This window comes from Vogesella sp. XCS3 (genome assembly GCF_020616155.1).
In the GTDB taxonomy this organism is placed as follows: Bacteria; Pseudomonadota; Gammaproteobacteria; order Burkholderiales; family Chromobacteriaceae; genus Vogesella.
This window is the reverse complement of the sequence record NZ_CP085530.1, coordinates 991391-1006847: the sequence shown is the minus strand read 5'-3', so window position 1 is coordinate 1006847 and position 15457 is coordinate 991391. Positions and strand designations below refer to the sequence as shown.

13 protein-coding genes are annotated in these 15457 nt (G+C 63.4%); 5 read left to right on the top strand and 8 right to left on the bottom strand.

Annotation, left to right across the window (positions count from 1 at the left end; all coding sequences use genetic code 11):
- The first annotated feature begins 19 nt into the window (after positions 1 to 19).
- From LCH97_RS04710 to LCH97_RS04695, 4 genes are read left to right on the top strand one after another with little or no spacing between them, the layout of a single operon-like run.
- The gene (locus tag LCH97_RS04710) at positions 20 to 1582 is read left to right on the top strand and encodes a leucyl aminopeptidase (protein WP_026107873.1); all 1563 of its coding nucleotides are present in this window, start codon (positions 20 to 22) and stop codon (positions 1580 to 1582) included.
- On the top strand, positions 1569 to 1994 hold the full coding sequence (locus LCH97_RS04705; protein WP_227303659.1) for a DNA polymerase III subunit chi: 426 nt from the start codon (positions 1569 to 1571) through the stop codon (positions 1992 to 1994). The genes LCH97_RS04710 and LCH97_RS04705 overlap by 14 nt, the downstream gene beginning before the upstream one ends.
- Entirely contained in the window at positions 1991 to 4156 is a 2166-nt protein-coding gene (locus LCH97_RS04700) for a hypothetical protein (protein WP_227303658.1), read from the top strand. Before LCH97_RS04705 ends, LCH97_RS04700 begins: the two co-directional genes overlap by 4 nt.
- Complete coding sequence (locus LCH97_RS04695) at positions 4156 to 4710, top strand: cob(I)yrinic acid a,c-diamide adenosyltransferase (protein WP_227303657.1); 555 nt, start codon at positions 4156 to 4158, stop codon at positions 4708 to 4710. The genes LCH97_RS04700 and LCH97_RS04695 overlap by 1 nt, the downstream gene beginning before the upstream one ends.
- Positions 4711 to 4771: 61 nt before the next feature.
- Here the strand turns inward: LCH97_RS04695 and LCH97_RS04690 are convergent, their stop codons facing one another.
- Positions 4772 to 5956: an EAL domain-containing protein gene (locus LCH97_RS04690; protein WP_227303656.1), complete on the bottom strand. Its 1185-nt coding sequence runs from the start codon at positions 5954 to 5956 to the stop codon at positions 4772 to 4774.
- Positions 5957 to 6094: 138 nt separating this feature from the next.
- On the opposite strand from LCH97_RS04690, the gene LCH97_RS04685 reads away from it, so the two are divergent.
- A complete protein-coding gene (locus LCH97_RS04685; RefSeq protein WP_227303655.1) occupies positions 6095 to 6634 on the top strand; it encodes a hypothetical protein in 540 nt (179 codons plus the stop codon).
- A 105-nt stretch (positions 6635 to 6739) separates the two neighbouring features.
- On the opposite strand, the gene LCH97_RS04680 is transcribed toward LCH97_RS04685, so the two are convergent.
- From LCH97_RS04680 to trkA, 7 genes are all read right to left on the bottom strand, one after another.
- The gene (locus LCH97_RS04680) at positions 6740 to 7858 is read right to left on the bottom strand and encodes a PrpF domain-containing protein (RefSeq protein WP_227303653.1); all 1119 of its coding nucleotides are present in this window, start codon (positions 7856 to 7858) and stop codon (positions 6740 to 6742) included.
- Positions 7855 to 9081 carry a multifunctional CCA addition/repair protein gene (locus LCH97_RS04675; RefSeq protein WP_227305265.1) on the bottom strand — a complete coding sequence of 409 codons (1227 nt, stop codon included), beginning with the start codon at positions 9079 to 9081 and terminating at the stop codon, positions 7855 to 7857. The genes LCH97_RS04680 and LCH97_RS04675 overlap by 4 nt, the downstream gene beginning before the upstream one ends.
- Positions 9081 to 10019 (bottom strand): complex I NDUFA9 subunit family protein, encoded by a 939-nt coding sequence (locus tag LCH97_RS04670; protein ID WP_227303651.1) that lies wholly within the window; start codon positions 10017 to 10019, stop codon positions 9081 to 9083. Before LCH97_RS04670 ends, LCH97_RS04675 begins: the two co-directional genes overlap by 1 nt.
- A gap of 70 nt (positions 10020 to 10089) precedes the next feature.
- Positions 10090 to 11919: a lytic transglycosylase domain-containing protein gene (locus LCH97_RS04665; RefSeq protein ID WP_227303650.1), complete on the bottom strand. Its 1830-nt coding sequence runs from the start codon at positions 11917 to 11919 to the stop codon at positions 10090 to 10092.
- Between the two features lie 2 nt (positions 11920 to 11921).
- The gene (locus tag LCH97_RS04660; protein ID WP_227303648.1) at positions 11922 to 13376 is read right to left on the bottom strand and encodes a TrkH family potassium uptake protein; all 1455 of its coding nucleotides are present in this window, start codon (positions 13374 to 13376) and stop codon (positions 11922 to 11924) included.
- On the bottom strand, positions 13373 to 13765 hold the full coding sequence (locus LCH97_RS04655; protein ID WP_227303646.1) for a VOC family protein: 393 nt from the start codon (positions 13763 to 13765) through the stop codon (positions 13373 to 13375). Before LCH97_RS04655 ends, LCH97_RS04660 begins: the two co-directional genes overlap by 4 nt.
- Positions 13766 to 13767: 2 nt before the next feature.
- The gene (gene trkA / locus LCH97_RS04650) at positions 13768 to 15138 is read right to left on the bottom strand and encodes a Trk system potassium transporter TrkA (RefSeq protein WP_227303644.1); all 1371 of its coding nucleotides are present in this window, start codon (positions 15136 to 15138) and stop codon (positions 13768 to 13770) included.
- Between the last annotated feature and the right edge of the window lie 319 nt (positions 15139 to 15457).

Below are 15457 nucleotides of genomic sequence, written 5' to 3'. Positions count from 1 at the left end.
ACACATGGTGGAGCGTTGCATGGAGTTTAACATTAAAAGCGGAAGCCCGGAAAAACAGCGCGTAGCCTGCGTTGTGGTCGGTGTTTACGAAACCCGCAAGCTGTCTTTTGCTGCCGACCTGCTTGACCGCATATCGAACGGCTTCATTACCGATGTGCTCAAGCGTGGCGACATGGACGGCAAGCTGGGCACCACCCTGATCCTGCATTCCGTGCCGCATACCCTGTGTGACCGCGTCATGCTGGTGGGCTTGGGTAAAGAGCGGGACTTCCGTGCCAAAGAGTACCGTGAAGCCATCCGCGCCTCGGTAAAAGCCCTGGCCGCGACCCAGTCCAACGAAGTGGTGAGCTACCTGTCCGAACTGCACGTGAAGAAGCACGATGTGGAGTGGATGGTAGAGCAGGCCACCGTGGTAACGCTGGATACCCTGTACCGTTTTGACAAGTTCAAGTCGCGCCTGGATGAAGTGCGCGAGCCGCGCAAGATGACGCTGGCTGTGCCACGCCGCAGCGACCTGACCGACGGCGAGCGCGGTCAGCAGCGTGGCCAGGCCATTGCTGCCGGCATGAAGCTGGCCAAAGATCTGGCCAACGCACCGGGCAACGTCTGCACGCCGGTATATCTGGCCGAAGCTGCGCGCGACATGGCGCTGGCTTTTGGTGCCGAGGCCGAAGTAATGGGCCCGGCCGAGCTGGATGCGCTGAAGATGCATTCCTTCCTGTCCGTGGCCAAAGGCAGCGACGAAGAAGCGCGCTTCGTGGTGCTCAAACACTTTGGTGCCAAAGACAAAAACGACCGTCCTATCGTACTGGTAGGCAAGGGTCTGACCTTCGACTCCGGTGGTATTTCGCTGAAGCCGGGCGAGGGCATGGACGAAATGAAGTACGACATGGGTGGCGCTGCTGCCGTGATCGGTGCCTTCCGTGCCGCTGTCGAAATGAAACTGCCGCTCAACCTGATTTGCGTGGTGGCTACCTGCGAAAACATGCCGTCCGGCCGTGCGCTGAAGCCGGGCGATATCGTGACTTCCATGTCCGGCCAGACCATCGAAGTGCTGAACACCGACGCCGAAGGCCGCCTGGTACTGTGCGATGCGCTGACTTACGTCGAGCGCTTCAACCCGGCTACCGTGGTAGACGTGGCGACGCTGACCGGCGCGTGCGTGGTAGCGCTAGGCCACATTGCTACCGGCCTGTACAGCAACCAGGACAGCCTGGCCAAAGAGCTGTGGGCTGCCGGTGAAGAGGTAGGCGACCGCGCCTGGCACATGCCGCTGTGGGACGAATACCAGGAACTGCTGAAGAGCCCGTTTGCCGATATGGCCAATATCGGTGGCCGTGCCGGTGGCAGCGTCAGCGCCGCCTGCTTCCTGTCGCGCTTTGCCAAAGCTTATGATTGGGCTCACCTGGATATCGCCGGTACCGCATGGCGTGGTGGCAAGGACAAAGGTGCTACCGGTCGCCCGGTGCCAATGCTGGTGCAGTTCCTGCAAGACCGCGCCGACATCGCCCTGGGTAATGTGGTACGCCGCGGCCGTCCCCGTCGTGAAGTGGTAGAAACGACTGAAGATGACGCGGATTGATTTTTATACAGGTGTCGCCAATGTGCAGGCTTTTGCCTGCCGTGCGGCACAAACTGTATACCGCAAGGAAGAACGGCTGCTGGTCGTTCTTCCTGACGACCAGGCGCTGCAGGCTTTTAGCCGGGCGCTTTGGTCTTTTGGCGATACCAGTTTCATTGCGCATTGCGAGTGGAACGCCGCCGAGGCATCTTCGTCGCGTATCTGGCTCGCCACCCATTTCGATATACCTGCCGGCCCGACAGTTTTATTGAACCTGGGTGAAAAAATGCCTGTCAACCCAGCGGGATTTTCCCGTATTCTGGAAGTGGTTAGCCAGGAGGAGGCCTCCCGGGCAGTAGCGCGTACACGCTACCGTGCCTACCTCGACCTGGGCTTTGATATTCACCATCACGACATGAGTGATGCCGCATGACAAACCCGACTCCCGACCAGGGCTGGAACCCGCAAGACCTGCCTGTACTGACCGATGTGGTAGAGGTAGAAGCGATTCCGGTGCTGGATATCCCCGCCTACGATTTTTCTGCCGAGCTGGACGCGTTGGCGCAGGTTCTGCCTGACGATGCGCCGCCCGAGCTGACCCTGCCGGACGAACTCTCGCTCGATGATGTACTGGGTGAGGATCTGGGCGATGCCGAGCAAGCCAGCCTCAATGCCAGCCAGTTGATAGAGCGCCTGCCATCGCTGGATCTGGAAGTCGACCTGCCGACCGAGCTGTCCCTTGATGACGTTTTGCCGGGTCTGGATCGCCATCATGGCGATTCGCCCCAGGCCAGCGCATTGCCTGATACCGCCCAGCCCGCAGATGATTTTGTTTTCGAGCTGGACGATGTACCGCAGGCCGGTGCTCCTTCGGCTGCAGGCAGCAGCGACGGACTCGGGGCGCTCTTTGCCCGTGCCACATTCGAGCCTGTGATGCCAAGTGCCAGCGAGCTGCCGGCTGATGTGCCTGCTATCGCCGAGGCAAATGCCTTGCAGGCGGATCAGGCTACGCTGGACCAGTTTGCTGCCCAGCTGGACGATTTTGATGAGCCGGCAGACCTGCCGGAGCTGCCGCTGGATGCATTCCTCAGCAAGGCCGACGACGCTATCGCCCCGCAAGCAGAAGTCTTTGCTGCGGGGTCTACCGACGACGAATGGGCCAGCACCTGGGAGCCGCCAAGCGTACCAGCAGCCGATCTGGCCGAACTGAATGCCGTGCCGGTACTGGAGCCCGAACCTGATGCTTCTCCCGTGTTGCAAAGCAGCCCGCCATTGCTGACTGATGCTGCATGGGGCATGGCCGGCGCCGATGCGGTACTGGCCAATGATGCGGCCAAGCTGCCAGCCGAGGCCACCTTGCCAGAACAGCCAGCCGCCTCCGCGTTTGAAGCCTTGCCGTGGGACGTACCAGATGAGCCGGCCGCTAGCCTGGCGATGTCGATTGACGACATCCTGGCGGGTCTGCAGCCAGTGCAGCCACCGCTGCCTGCGGCGCCGCACGACGAGCCGCCCAGCCCGGTAACGCTGGCCGAGCTTGCGGATGATGCCTGGCTGTCTGTGGAAGAGCCGGTGGTGCAGTCGGCCTTTGGCGCAGAGGTAGCGGGCACTGCTGTGCAGGATGAAGTCGTGGTAGAAGCCGACCTTGTCACGCAGCCCGCCGCGCCGGAGCCGATGGTGCATGCTGGCGACCTGCCGGTGATGAGTCAGCCGGTCGAAGAGGCCGCGCCTGCCTATAGCCCTGCGGTGCCAGATTTGTCTGCAGTCGCCGAGCCCGTCAGTACGTTTGATCAGATCAATAGTGAGCTAGGTCGTGCTGTAGAACCGGTACCCGCCTGGCTGCAGGTGGCGCAGGCGGAGTTGGCCGCAGACGAGCCGGCGTTGCCGGAGCCGGCCGTGCCCGAACCCGTGCAGAGCATTTCGCTGGATAGTCTGCCCATGGGTGTATTGGGTGGGGGGCTGGGCCTGGCAGCGGCGGCGGTGTCGCCAGCGGCTACGCTGGGCGAGCCTGCCGGCAAGCTGCCAGGCGGCGATTGGCCACTGGCTGGTGGCGGTTTCCATGCGGGTGATAAAGAAGTCGAGCTGGCATGGGCGCGTGACCTGGGTGCAGAGCCGCCGCTAGACCTGGATCAGCTGCCGGATGCCCGCGAGCCTGAGGCGCCGCCGGTGATCGCCGAGGTTATCCGCGTGCGGCGTCAGCCACTGGTGGCCGACGAGTTGGCCGCACCTGCTGCCGTTATCAGCCCGGTGCAGGTGCCGGCGCAGTCCGTGCCGGTGTTATCCGAAAGCGATATCCACATTGAAGCCGTGGGTCAGGCCATGCCGACAGAGGCAAGCCAGGCCCCCGTCGCTTCTACCGTAGCGGCCGGGCTGGATGAAGACGCCCTGATCGAGGCGCTTTACGCCCGCGTGTTGCCGCGCATGAAAGTGGAGCTGGCGCTATGGATGCAGGATGCGTTGGAGCAGCAGGCCAAGCAGCTGATGGCCGGTGTGATGAAGCAGCTGAAAGAAGATTTTGACATGATGCTGGCCGAGTCCCTGCGCGCCTCGCTGCGCGAAGCGCTGGACGAAGCGGCCAGCCACAATAAGGAAGTTTGATGACTGACCGCCTGTCCAGCATTATCACGCGTGGTGGTGATGCAGGTACTACCGGCCTGGGTGATGGTAGCCGGGTGTCGAAGAATGCCGACCGTATTCACGCGCTGGGTGATGTTGACGAACTCAATTGCATTATCGGTTTGCTGCGTTGCGAGAGCCTGCCGGAAGGGGTGGATGCCTTCCTGGCCGAGGTGCAGCACGATCTGTTTGATCTGGGCTCCGAGCTTGCCGTGCCAGGTTACCAGGCACTGCAAGAGGCCCAGCTGGCCATGCTGGAACACCACGCCGCCGAATGGAACGCACAATTGCCCGCGCTGAAGGAGTTCATTTTGCCTGGCGGGTGTCGTGCTGCCGCAGTGGCTCATCAGGGCCGGGCTGTATGTCGCCGTGCCGAGCGCAGTGTGGTGGCGCTGGGCGAGTTTGATACCATGCCAGCCTTGCCGCGCCAGTACCTGAACCGCCTGTCTGATGTGCTGTTCATCCTGTCGCGGCACCTGAATGTGGCTGCCCAGGTGCCAGATGTATTGTGGCTGCCAAGGCGGACAGCCGGCTAAACGCTTGCAATATACCAACGGCCTGCGGGCCGTTTTTTGTTTTCTGGCGAAGCGGCGTGGCTCAGGCGCTGGCAGGCCGGTTGGCGTAACCTAGGTGCGAGGAGAGTTCGCTGGAAGCCACCGGCCGCCCCAGATAAAAGCCTTGCAGTTCCAGCTCGGGGTAGCGGCCTTGCAGATAGGCCAGGTCGTGCGGGTTGTCTATGCCTTCGGCCACCATGCGTAACTGCAGCTGCTGGCCAATGCGGATAATGCCGTCCAGGATGCTCTGCGTACGGTGCGCCTGGTGGATGTTCTTGATTAGCGAGCGGTCCAGCTTCAGCTCGGTAATCGGCAGGTCTTTCAGCTGTTCCAGGTTGGTGTGCCCGGCGCCAAAATCGTCCAGCGACAGCTCGAAGCCGCGCATGCGCAGGCGCAGCAGCGCCGCCAGCGTATTCCCCAGGTTGCTGAACGCCATGGTCTCGGTAATCTCCAGTACGATTTGCCGTGGCGGTATCTGCCGCTCCTCGACCTCTTTGATCAGCCAGTCAAAAAACTCGGCATCGTCCAGTAGCCCGCGCGACAGGTTGATCGACAGCCGCAGGTCTTGTGCCCACGGGTTGCGGGTCAGCAAGTCTAGGCTGGTTTGCACGATGCGCCGGGTCAGCAGCACGATAAAGCCTTCATGCTCCAGCCGGTCGATGAAACTGGCCGGCCCCAGCAAGCCATAGGCCGGGTGCTGCCAGCGTGCCAGCGCCTCGACCTGTACGGCTCGGTGTTCATGCTGGTTGTAAATGGGCTGGAAGTGTGCACAGAACTGGTTATGCGCCAGCCCGGTAAAAATCTCGGACAGCGGAATCGCGTGTTCGGCCGTACCCGGCCCCTGGCGCTGTAATAGTAGCTGTTGCACCTCGCGTAGCAGGGTATCGACCTCGAAAGGTTTGGCCAGGTAGGCAATATTGGCAAAGCCCAGCTCCTCGGCCGCGCGCATGCAGTTGGACAGCAACTCGGGCACATGCCCGCTCAATAGCAGCAGCGATGGCAGCTGCACATGGCGCGATAGCTGCTGGATCAGCTCTATGCCATCCATGCCCGGCATATTGATGTCGGTAATCACCAGATCCAGTTGCGTGAGTTTGCGCGCCAGCTGGGCGGCCCAGCGGCCATCCGAGGCTTCGTGCACTTCAACGTCCGGTAGCGTCCGGCACAGTGCAGCCAGAGCCTCGCGCTGGCTGGTGCTGTCTTCTGCAATAAGGATATGGAAAGGCATGGCGGTTTCCCCTGAGGCGGTTAACTTAGTATAAGCATCCGCCATTGAAATTCACAGTCATTCTATATGCATAGCTTTGCTTTGGCGGGCAATTGCACAGTTATGGCACAATGATGGCTATTGAAAAGAGGCAGAATCATGAAGAAACAGGCAATGCAGCAAGCCATTGACCAGGCCTTGGCCCAGGGACAAAGCAAGCAGGCGATATACAGTGAGCTGCAAGCCAGTGCGGCCAACCCTGGCCAGCTGGCCTATTTGTTGGCCGCCACGGCCACGCCGGCGCGCCGCCGGCAGTATCAGGTAAAGAATCACACCCTCATCGCGGTGATGATGGGGTTTTCCCTGCTATCACTGGGCGTGGGCTACCAGAATGGCCAGCTACTGGGCGGGCAGGGGGTCTGGATGGCGCTGTTTTCGGCATTGGTGCCCGCTGCGTTTGCCGCCGGGTTTTCGCGCTGGATTGCGGCTGCATTCAACGTGTATATCCTGTACGCGCTAATCCAGCTGCCGCAGTTGGTGTCGCAGCTGCCACAGGGGGGCTGGGCGCTGGGGCAGGGCGTCATGACCCTGCTGACCCTGCTGTTGACCTGGCACGTGCGCAGCCTGGCTTTCCCCGACTTTAACCCTATGGCCATGCCGCGGCGTGATGCCCAGGGGCAGTTTATCTTCCGCGACTAAACGGCATCGCTACAGCCGGCTGCCCAGGGCGACTGGCCTGGTGCCAAAACAAACCCCCTGCCCACGTGAGTGGCAGGGGGTTTGGCTTGCTGCTGTCAGTGCTATTCAAGGCTGCTGCGGTATGTACAGCGTGCCCTGCATCAGTGGCCGCGCGTGGCGTGTCATCACCACCTCGCTTACCTGCCAGCTGCGGCCGTGGCGTTGCACGATGGCTTCCAGCGTCTGGCAGCCACCGGCATGGGCAAAAGTGAAAGGTTGGCCGCGTACCGGGGCGCCGCACAGCTCGGCCGCCAGCGTGTTCTTGATGGCGGCAGCAGCTGCCAGCGCGATGGCGCCGGTGCCGGTGTAGGCGTGGTGCAGGCGGCCCATCGAGACGATACGGGCGGTCACGGCGCAGCCGGCCTGGCTGGCGGGGGACAGAAAGCTGATCTTGGGCGTGGCCGGGCGTTCGCGCCGGATGGTGTCGGCGTCCGGCCCCAGCTTCATCATCACCGCGCCGGCGCAACGCGCCCATTCCAGCTTTTGTTGCTGTTCGGGGCTGAGCGCGTGGCCGGTTTCGTCACCGCGCAGGCCCAGGTCGGTCGCGCGCACGAACACGGTAGGGTTGCCGGCGTCAATCAAGGTGGCGTCCAGCGTGCTGCCGTCTGGCAGGGCAAGGGTATCGCGCGGGCGGCCGGTGGGGAACAGCTTGCCGCTGGCGCCGCCGGCAGGGTCCAGAAAGCGCAGCTTGATCGGCGCGGCGGGGAAGGCGACGCCGTCCAGCCGGTAGTCGCCCCACCATACCGGTGCGCCGTCCTGCATCGTGAGCTCGGCAATGATTTTCTTGCCGATATTGGCTTGCCAGATGTGTACTGCCACCGGGCCGTTGGCCGGGGCGCCGGCTACCAGTTGCTGCATCAGCGCAAACACCGGTACGGCGGCGCTGAGGTTGCCGCAGTTGCCGGACCAGTCTACCAGCGCATCGGCGATGGCCACGTGGCCGAACAGGTAGTCCACGTGGCAGCCTGGCTGTTGCGATGGGCCGATGATGACGATCTTGCTGGTGCTGGAAATGCCGGTGCCCAGGCCGTCCAGCTGGCCGCCGTACGGGTCGGGGCTGCCCAGCGCGCGTACCAGCAGTGCCTGTACGCGGGCCGGGTCGTCGGGTAGCTGGTCGGCGCGGAAGAACAAGCCCTTGCTGGTGCCGCCACGCATCAGCGTAGCGGGGAGTGTGGTGAATGTCATGCCGGGTGCGGGTAGGTTTTCTTGGCCTGGGCGATGGCAGCTACACGGGCGGCGTCCACGGCCTGGGCGATGTTTTTCTTGTCGGTACAGGCTTTGGCTACTGCGCCGGCATCCACCGCCTGGGCTGCGGCCAACATGGCGGCCAGGTAGCCGGCCTGCGGGTAATCGCACTGCTCGAAGTGCAGGCGGCCACGGGCGTCGGCCACGCAGGCGGCCAGCAGCTGGGCAAAGCGTTCCGGCCGCCGCAGCGCGTCGCAGTCGCGCAGCAGGCCCAGTACGGTGTCCGGGCGTAGCTGAAAGGCCGTGTGCACCTTGGTGTGGTACAGCGCGGTAATGCGTGCCAGGTCGCGGCATTCGGCGGGGACGCGCAGCCGTTCGCACAGCGCCAGCAGCGGCGCTTCGCCACGCGGTTCGTGGCCGATGTGGCGCGGCAGGACGTCGGCCGGCGTACGCGCCTTGCCCAGGTCGTGCATCAGCGCGGCAAAACGCACCGGCAGCGGCTGGCCCTGGCTGGCGCTGTAGTCCAGCACGCGCATCACGTGGTCGCCGGTGTCGATTTCCGGGTGGTAGTCGGCGCGTTGCGGTACGCCGAACAGCGCGTCCACTTCGGGCAGCAGCCGCGCCAGGGCGCCACAGTCACGCAAGGTCAGCAGCATGCGCGACGGCCTGTCGGTCATCAGGCCCTTGGCCAGTTCCTGCCACACGCGCTCGGCCACCAGTGCGTCTACTTCGCCGTTGGCCACCATCTGCTGCATCAGTGCTTGCGTTTCCGGTGCCACGGTAAAGCCGAAGCGGGCAGCAAAGCGCGCCAGGCGCAGGATGCGCACCGGGTCTTCGGCAAAGGCCGGGCTGACGTGGCGCAGCACGCCGGCCTGTACGTCGGCCACGCCGCCGTAGGGGTCGATCAGCGTGCCGTCGTCGTCCTGGGCGATGGCGTTGACTGTGAGGTCGCGGCGGATCAGGTCCTCTTCTAGCGTGACGTCGGGCGCGGCGTGGAAGGTAAAGCCGTGGTAGCCGCGGCCAACCTTGCGCTCGGTGCGCGCCAGTGCGTACTCCTCGTGGGTGTGCGGGTGCAGGAATACCGGAAAGTCCTTGCCCACCGGCTTGAAACCGCGCGCCAGCATGGCTTCCGGCGTGGCGCCTACCACCACCCAGTCACGGTCTTTTACCGGCAGGCCCAGCAGGCGGTCGCGCACGGCACCGCCGACGATATAGCACTTCATCAGCGGGCGGCCCTGGCGCGGTAGCGGTCCAGCGTCAGGTTGCATTCCTGCTCGCCCAGATAGAACGGTGCTACCGCTTCCAGCGCGGTGGGGGTAAAGCCCAGCAACGCGGCGGGGAAGGGTTGCTCGCTGACGTTATCCACCCGCAGCGAGCGCACATTGTCGGCGCTGAGCAAGGCGGGGCCGGGCAGCAGGCCCAGTAGCGTGGCTTGCAGCATGGCGGCCCATTCCGGCAGAGCGATGATGGTACGCGGGTGGCCGGACAGGTTGGCCGCGTAGGCTACCAGCTGGCGCAGCATGTAGGTGCCGGGGCCGGCCAGGTCCAGCTTGCGGCCAACGGTGGCCGGGCGCGCCAGGCTGGCGGCTACGGCGCGGGCGACGTCGTCTACCCATACCGGGGCAAAGCGGGTATCGGCACCGCCAATCGGCAGAAATGGCGCCGTAGCAGCCAGTTTGGCAAACATATTGAGGAAGTTGTCGCCGGCGCCAAAGATCACCGACGGGCGCAGGATGGTGTAGTCCAGGCCGCTGGCTTCGATCAGCCGTTCGGCCTTGCCCTTGGTTTGCTGGTAGTCGCTGGGGGCCTGTTCGCTGGCGCCTAGTGCGCTGATGTGCACCAGGCGGCGAATGCCACTTGCCTGGCAGGCGGCAATGATTTTTTCCACCAGCTGCACGTGGGCGCGCTCGAAGGCGTCGCGACTACCGTGCAGGATGCCCACCATGCTGATCACGGCGTCGTGGCCGGCCAGCAGCGCGGCCAGCTGAGCCGGCTCGTGCACATTGCACTCGCGCAGCTCGGCGTGCGGCAGCGGGATCAGCGTGGCCTTGTGGCGTTCGCGGTTGCGGGTGGCCAGCGTCAGCGCGTGGCCGTCACGGGTAAGGTGTTCTGCTATGTGGCTGCCGACGAAGCCGGCGCCGCCGATAATGGCTATTTTCATGTGGCACTCCCTGATGATCTTTGCAGCGCGTACGGGTTTTGTGCGCGCGGCCTTGTCGTGTTCAGCCTGTTTAGCGTGGCGGAATTGTGCCAAGCCGTGCTTTGAGTGTGGCATTGCCCTGGCGGAAAGCCCCCGCGTAATACACGGCGTTGGCCATCACCTTCTGTACGTAGTCGCGCGTTTCGTTGAAGGGGATGGTTTCGGTATAAATGGCCCCTTCCAGTGGCCGCACGGTTTGCCAGCCGCGGGCTCGCCCCGGCCCCGCATTATAGGCCGCCGTGGCCAGTACCGGCTGACCCTGCAAACTATCCAGCACATGGCGTAAATACCAGGTGCCCAGGCGGATATTGTCGTTGATGTCGTTGATCTGGTAGCCCGGCAAGCCCATCTTGCCCGCTACCCATTTGGCGGTGGCCGGCATCAGCTGCATCAGGCCGCTGGCGCCCACGCCGGAGCGCGCCACGTTCAGAAAGCGGCTTTCCTGGCGGATCAGGCCGTATACCCAGGCTTCATCGATATCCAGCTGCTGGGCGTAGGTGCGGGTAATGTCACGGTAGGGCGACAGGTAGCGCAGGCTGAAGTCGTGGTTGTCACGGGTGCGTTCGGCGGCGTGGATGGCCATGTCGTACAGGTTGCGCTGGCGGGCAATGTCGGCGGCGGCCAGCAGTTGCAGGTCGCTGCGCTCGCGTAGTGCCCAGCGCCACACCCGGCGGCCTTCTTCGCGCCATTCGGCGCGGTTGCTGCGCTCGGCCAGCTCAAACAGGGCCAGGGCCTGGGCGATGCCGGGGTCGGCTGCCACCGCGCGGCTGGTGGCGTCGTCTACTACGATTCTGGCCGGCGGCGCTTCCAGCGTCACACCCAGCTCTTCCTTGGCCAGCAGGCCGTAATAGCTGTGCTCGAAGCTGGTTTTCACGAACACCGGCATAGCCTCCGGCAGGCGGCCTTGCGCTTTCATGGCGCGGGCGCGCCAATATTGCCAGGCAGGCTTGCTGGCAAGGGCATCCGGCATGGCGCTGGCGATCTGCTCCACACGGCCCCAGTCTTCCTGGCGCAGGGCAGCGCGTAGCCACCATTCCCATTGCTCGTCGTTGAGCTGTGCCGGGTCGGCTTGGCCGTAGGCGCTTAGCGCCGTGGCCATATCCAGGCGGCGTGCAGCCAGCAAGCCCAGCTGGCCGTAGACGAAGCCACGCTGCGCCGCAGATAGCTGGCTGTTGCCAGCCAATTGCGCCAGCGCGCCGCTTATGTCGCTTTTGCCGCGCGTGACCAGTGCCTGCGCTTGTTGTTCGGTGCTGCCGGGGCGGAAGAAGTTGTCTTCCAGGTTGGCCGCAGCAGCCAGCCGCCGCGCGGTGGTAATGAAATTGCCGGTAATCAGCTGGCGCAGGCGCGCCTGCGTTTGCGCGCTATCGAGCAGGCCGCGGGCGGCTTGGGCGTCGATCAGGCGGTTGCAGCCGTCGGCCAGGTTGCCGGCCAGATAGCTGCGGTCGGGTTTGGCGTTTTGCTGTTTTTGCAGGGTGGCCAGGCTGACGAAGCAGCCGGTTTCGGCGTCGCGGGCGTTGTCGGCCAGCACCGGGGCGGTTTTCAGCAGTTCGTCCCATTGGCCGCGCCGGCCCATGTCTTCCAGTAGCTCGTTCAGGGTGCGTTCTACCAGGTAGCCGCTGCGGTAGCGGTTCACAAACTGGCGCGCCGGGTTGCTGTCGCCGGTTTCGAGTGCTTTTAGCGCCAGCCAGTACGCCGGGTAGGCATCCAGCAGGTTTTTGTCAGCCTGGCCGGCCAGACTTGCCAGGGTGGCGGTGTCGCCTTTACGGTAGGCTTCGCGTGCATCAAATAGCTGGCTATCGCTCAAGGCGTGGCTTAGCAGCGGAATCAGGGCGAAACCCAGCAGGGAGAATCGTTTTTGCATGGTCATTTTCGCCAGAAAGCAGGGGTAAACAGAATCAGGATGGAAAAAATCTCCAGCCGGCCCAGCAGCATGGCAAAGCTGCAGACCCAGGTCTGAAAGTCGTTGAGCGCGGCGTAGTTGCCTGCAGGCCCTACCGTGCCCAGGCCCGGCCCTACATTGTTGATGCAGGCCAGAATGGCGGTGAAGGCGCTAAGGAAGTCCATGCCGCTACCGATCAGCACGAAACTCAGCATGACCACGCTCATGAAATACACAAAAATAAAGCCCAGCACCGACTGTGCGATGCGCTCGGGAATGGTGCGCCCCCCGATGATCAAGGGGAGGACTGCGCGCGGATGCAGCAGGTTCCCCATTTCGCGGTAGCTCTGGCGGGTAAGCACCAGGGTGCGGATCATCTTGATGCCGCCGCCACAGGAGCCGGAGCTGACGGTAATACACGACAGGAACAGCATCCACAGCGGCACCAGCATGGGCCATTGGGCGTAATCCACGCTGGCGTAGCCGGTATCGGTGGCCACCGATACCAGGTTGAATGCCACATGGCGCAGCGCGGTGGCAAAGTCGTACACGCCCTGCCACCACAGGTAGACGCTGGCCAGCAGTACGCTGGCGGCCAAGAGACCCAGTACGTAACGGGCCTCGATATCTTGCCAGTAGCTGCGCAGCGATTTGCGCTGCCACGCGGTAAAGTGGGTGGCAAAATTCAGCGCGCCCAGCAGCATGAATACAATCAGGATGGCCTCGATCAGTAGCGAGTCAAAATAGCCGACGCTCTGGTCGTAGGTGGAAAACCCGCCCAGCGCCACGGCGGTAAAGGCGTGGCACAGCGCATCCAGTGGTGTCATGCCGGCCAGGTACAGGCAGACAAAGCAGATCACGGTGAGCGCGCTGTACACGTACCACAGGTTTTTGGCGGTCTGGCCGATGCGCGGTGCCAGTTTGGTTTCCTTCATCGGGCCGGGGATCTCGGCCTTGTACAGCTGCATGCCACCGATGCCCAGCATGGGCAGCACGGCCACCGCCAGCACGATAATGCCCATGCCGCCTAGCCAGCTCAGGAAATGCCGCCAGAAGTTCATGGCTGGTGCCAGGTGTTCCAGCCCCTGCAGCGTGGTGGCGCCGGTGGTAGTGAGCGCCGACATGGCTTCGAAAAAGGCGTCGGTCACGCTCAGGTTTGGCAGGTACAGCCACAGCGGCACGGCCGACATGGCGGTAAAACCCAGCCACAGCAGCGTCACCAGGATAAAGCCGTCACGCGGCTTCAGCTCGCGCTCGAAACGGCGGGTGGCCAGCCAGCTACCGCTGCCAATCAGCAGGCCCGTGGCTGCCGAGTGCAGGAAGTGCCGCCAGGTACCGTCATGGAAATACCAGGACACCGCACAGGGCACCAGAAACATCACGGCCGACAGCAAGATAAGCTTGGACAGCACGTGGATGATGGGTAGCAGCTTGCTCATGCCGGCACTTCGTACAGCTCGATCGGCAGCCCGTCCGGGTCGGCCAGGAAGGTAAAGCGGCGGTCGGTGTACTCATCCACGCGCACCGGCTCGCAAGTGACACCCAGGCTGGTCAGGCGGGCGATGTCGGCGTCCAGACCGGTGGTAGCCAGCGCCAGGTGGCGTAGCCCGCAGGCTTCTGGCCGGGTGGGGCGGGGTGGCGGGCTGGGAAAGCTGAACAGCTCGATCTGGCAGCCATCCGGCAGCGCCAGGTTCAGTTTCCAGGAGTCGCGCTCGGCACGGTAGTGCTCTGACACCAGGGTAAAGCCCAGGGTGTTCAGATAAAAGTCGCGCGAGCGCGCATAGTTGGCCGCAATAATGGCCACGTGGTGGATGCCGCGTATGCTCATGCTCAGAAGAACCCCAGTTTCACTTGTGTCAGTTTTTCGATTTGTTTCACGCGGTGGCGGCCGTGCACGAAGATGATCAGGTGGTCTTCGGCTTGCAGCAGGGTGTCGTGGTGTGCCATCAGCACCTGGCCGTCGCGGATGATGGCGCTGATGCTGCAGCCGCGCGGCAGGTCTAGCGCGTCGACGCGGCGGCCAACCATGCGCGAGCTGTGGCTGTCGCCGTGGATGATCACCTCCAGCACCTCGGCGCGGCCGCGCCGTACCGGGTGCGCCGCTACCACGTCGCCGCGGCGCAGATGCGCCAGAATCGAACCGATGGTAGACAGATAAGGTGAAATGACGATGTCGATGCGGTTACCTTCCAGCAGGTCCACGTAGCTGGCGCGGTTGACCAGCGCAATGACACGCCGCGCCCCCATGCGCTTGGCCAGCAGCGTGGACATCAGGTTGTCTTCGTCGTCGTTGGTCAGCGCGCAAAAAGCGTCCATCTCGTCGATGTTCTCTTCTTCCAGCAGCGCCTCGTCGGTGGCCTCGCCGTGCAGCACCAGTACGCCAGGCAGGTTTTCTGCAAGCCAGCGCGCGCGCTCGGCGCGGTATTCGATGATCTTGACTTCGTAGTCGTCGGCCAGCTGCCGCGCCAGGCGGTAGCCGATATTGCCGCCACCGGCGATCATCACCCGTTTTACCGCCTTTTCGCTGGGGCGCAGCTCGGCCAGCATGGTGGGGATGTCGGCGCGCGCGGCCACAAAAAACACTTCGTCACCTTCCTGTATCACCGTGCTGCCATCGGGCTGTACCAGCCTGTCGTCGCGGTAGATGGCGCAGATGCGGCAGTCGGTGTCCGGCATGTCCTCGCGCAGCTGGCGCAGCGGCTTGCCCAGCAGCTTGCCGCCTTGCTGTGCACGCGATACCACCAGCTGGGCACTGCCTTCGGCAAAGTCGATAACCTGCAGCGCGCGCGGGTACTGCAGCAGGCGCTTCAGGTTCTGGGTCACGATTTGCTCCGGGCAGATAGCGTGCTCCACGCCAAACTGCTCCAGCACAGGCAGGTCGCCGTCCACGTAGTCGGTAGCGCGGATGCGGGCGATGCGGGTAGGGATATTGAAGTGGCGCTGTGCCAGCGCGCAGGCCAGCAGATTGGTTTCGTCGCTACGGGTCAGCGCCAGCAGCATTTCGGCCTCGTCGGCACCGGCCTGGCGCAGTATGCCGGGCAGGGCGGCATTGCCGGCTACCGTACGGATATCCAGCTTGGCCTGCAGCAGTTTCAGCAGGTTGGGGTCTTGGTCTACCACGGTGATGTCGTTACCTTCATCTACCAGGTTTTCGGCGACGCTGGCGCCGACCTGGCCGCAGCCCAGAATCAGTATTTTCATGTGCAGGTTAATGGCTGGCGGGCAGTGGAATCGGAATAACTGCCATTTTACGCTGTATCAAGCGTGCATATCGAGCCCTGGCTTGCCTCGGCCAGGAGCGTTGATCATGCGGCCAACGCTGTCGGGGCTGGCGGCTTTTTGTAAGTATATGATTGCTAATGTTTAATGTGGTTGGCGTGCTTGCCGGGTGGGTGCGTTGCCCAAAATGGTGAACGTTCGGCTGCGTTGGTATTTATGGGCGATAGCCGCGTGGCATAATATCGAAATATTCCGTATGGGCAGCGTTAGCCTGCCGGTTCCGCTCTGAAAAGGTTCTGGC

Excerpts from the sequence above, each read along its gene's own strand:
- LCH97_RS04710 (WP_026107873.1), top strand. The coding sequence starts at position 20 with ATGGAGTTTAACATTAAAAGCGGAAGCCCGGAAAAACAGCGCGTAGCC.
- LCH97_RS04705 (WP_227303659.1), top strand. The coding sequence starts at position 1,569 with ATGACGCGGATTGATTTTTATACAGGTGTCGCCAATGTGCAGGCTTTT.
- LCH97_RS04700 (WP_227303658.1), top strand. The coding sequence starts at position 1,991 with ATGACAAACCCGACTCCCGACCAGGGCTGGAACCCGCAAGACCTGCCT.
- LCH97_RS04695 (WP_227303657.1), top strand. The coding sequence starts at position 4,156 with ATGACTGACCGCCTGTCCAGCATTATCACGCGTGGTGGTGATGCAGGT.
- LCH97_RS04690 (WP_227303656.1), bottom strand. The coding sequence starts at position 5,956 with ATGCCTTTCCATATCCTTATTGCAGAAGACAGCACCAGCCAGCGCGAG.
- LCH97_RS04685 (WP_227303655.1), top strand. The coding sequence starts at position 6,095 with ATGAAGAAACAGGCAATGCAGCAAGCCATTGACCAGGCCTTGGCCCAG.
- LCH97_RS04680 (WP_227303653.1), bottom strand. The coding sequence starts at position 7,858 with ATGACATTCACCACACTCCCCGCTACGCTGATGCGTGGCGGCACCAGC.
- LCH97_RS04675 (WP_227305265.1), bottom strand. The coding sequence starts at position 9,081 with ATGAAGTGCTATATCGTCGGCGGTGCCGTGCGCGACCGCCTGCTGGGC.
- LCH97_RS04670 (WP_227303651.1), bottom strand. The coding sequence starts at position 10,019 with ATGAAAATAGCCATTATCGGCGGCGCCGGCTTCGTCGGCAGCCACATA.
- LCH97_RS04665 (WP_227303650.1), bottom strand. The coding sequence starts at position 11,919 with ATGCAAAAACGATTCTCCCTGCTGGGTTTCGCCCTGATTCCGCTGCTA.
- LCH97_RS04660 (WP_227303648.1), bottom strand. The coding sequence starts at position 13,376 with ATGAGCAAGCTGCTACCCATCATCCACGTGCTGTCCAAGCTTATCTTG.
- LCH97_RS04655 (WP_227303646.1), bottom strand. The coding sequence starts at position 13,765 with ATGAGCATACGCGGCATCCACCACGTGGCCATTATTGCGGCCAACTAT.
- trkA (WP_227303644.1), bottom strand. The coding sequence starts at position 15,138 with ATGAAAATACTGATTCTGGGCTGCGGCCAGGTCGGCGCCAGCGTCGCC.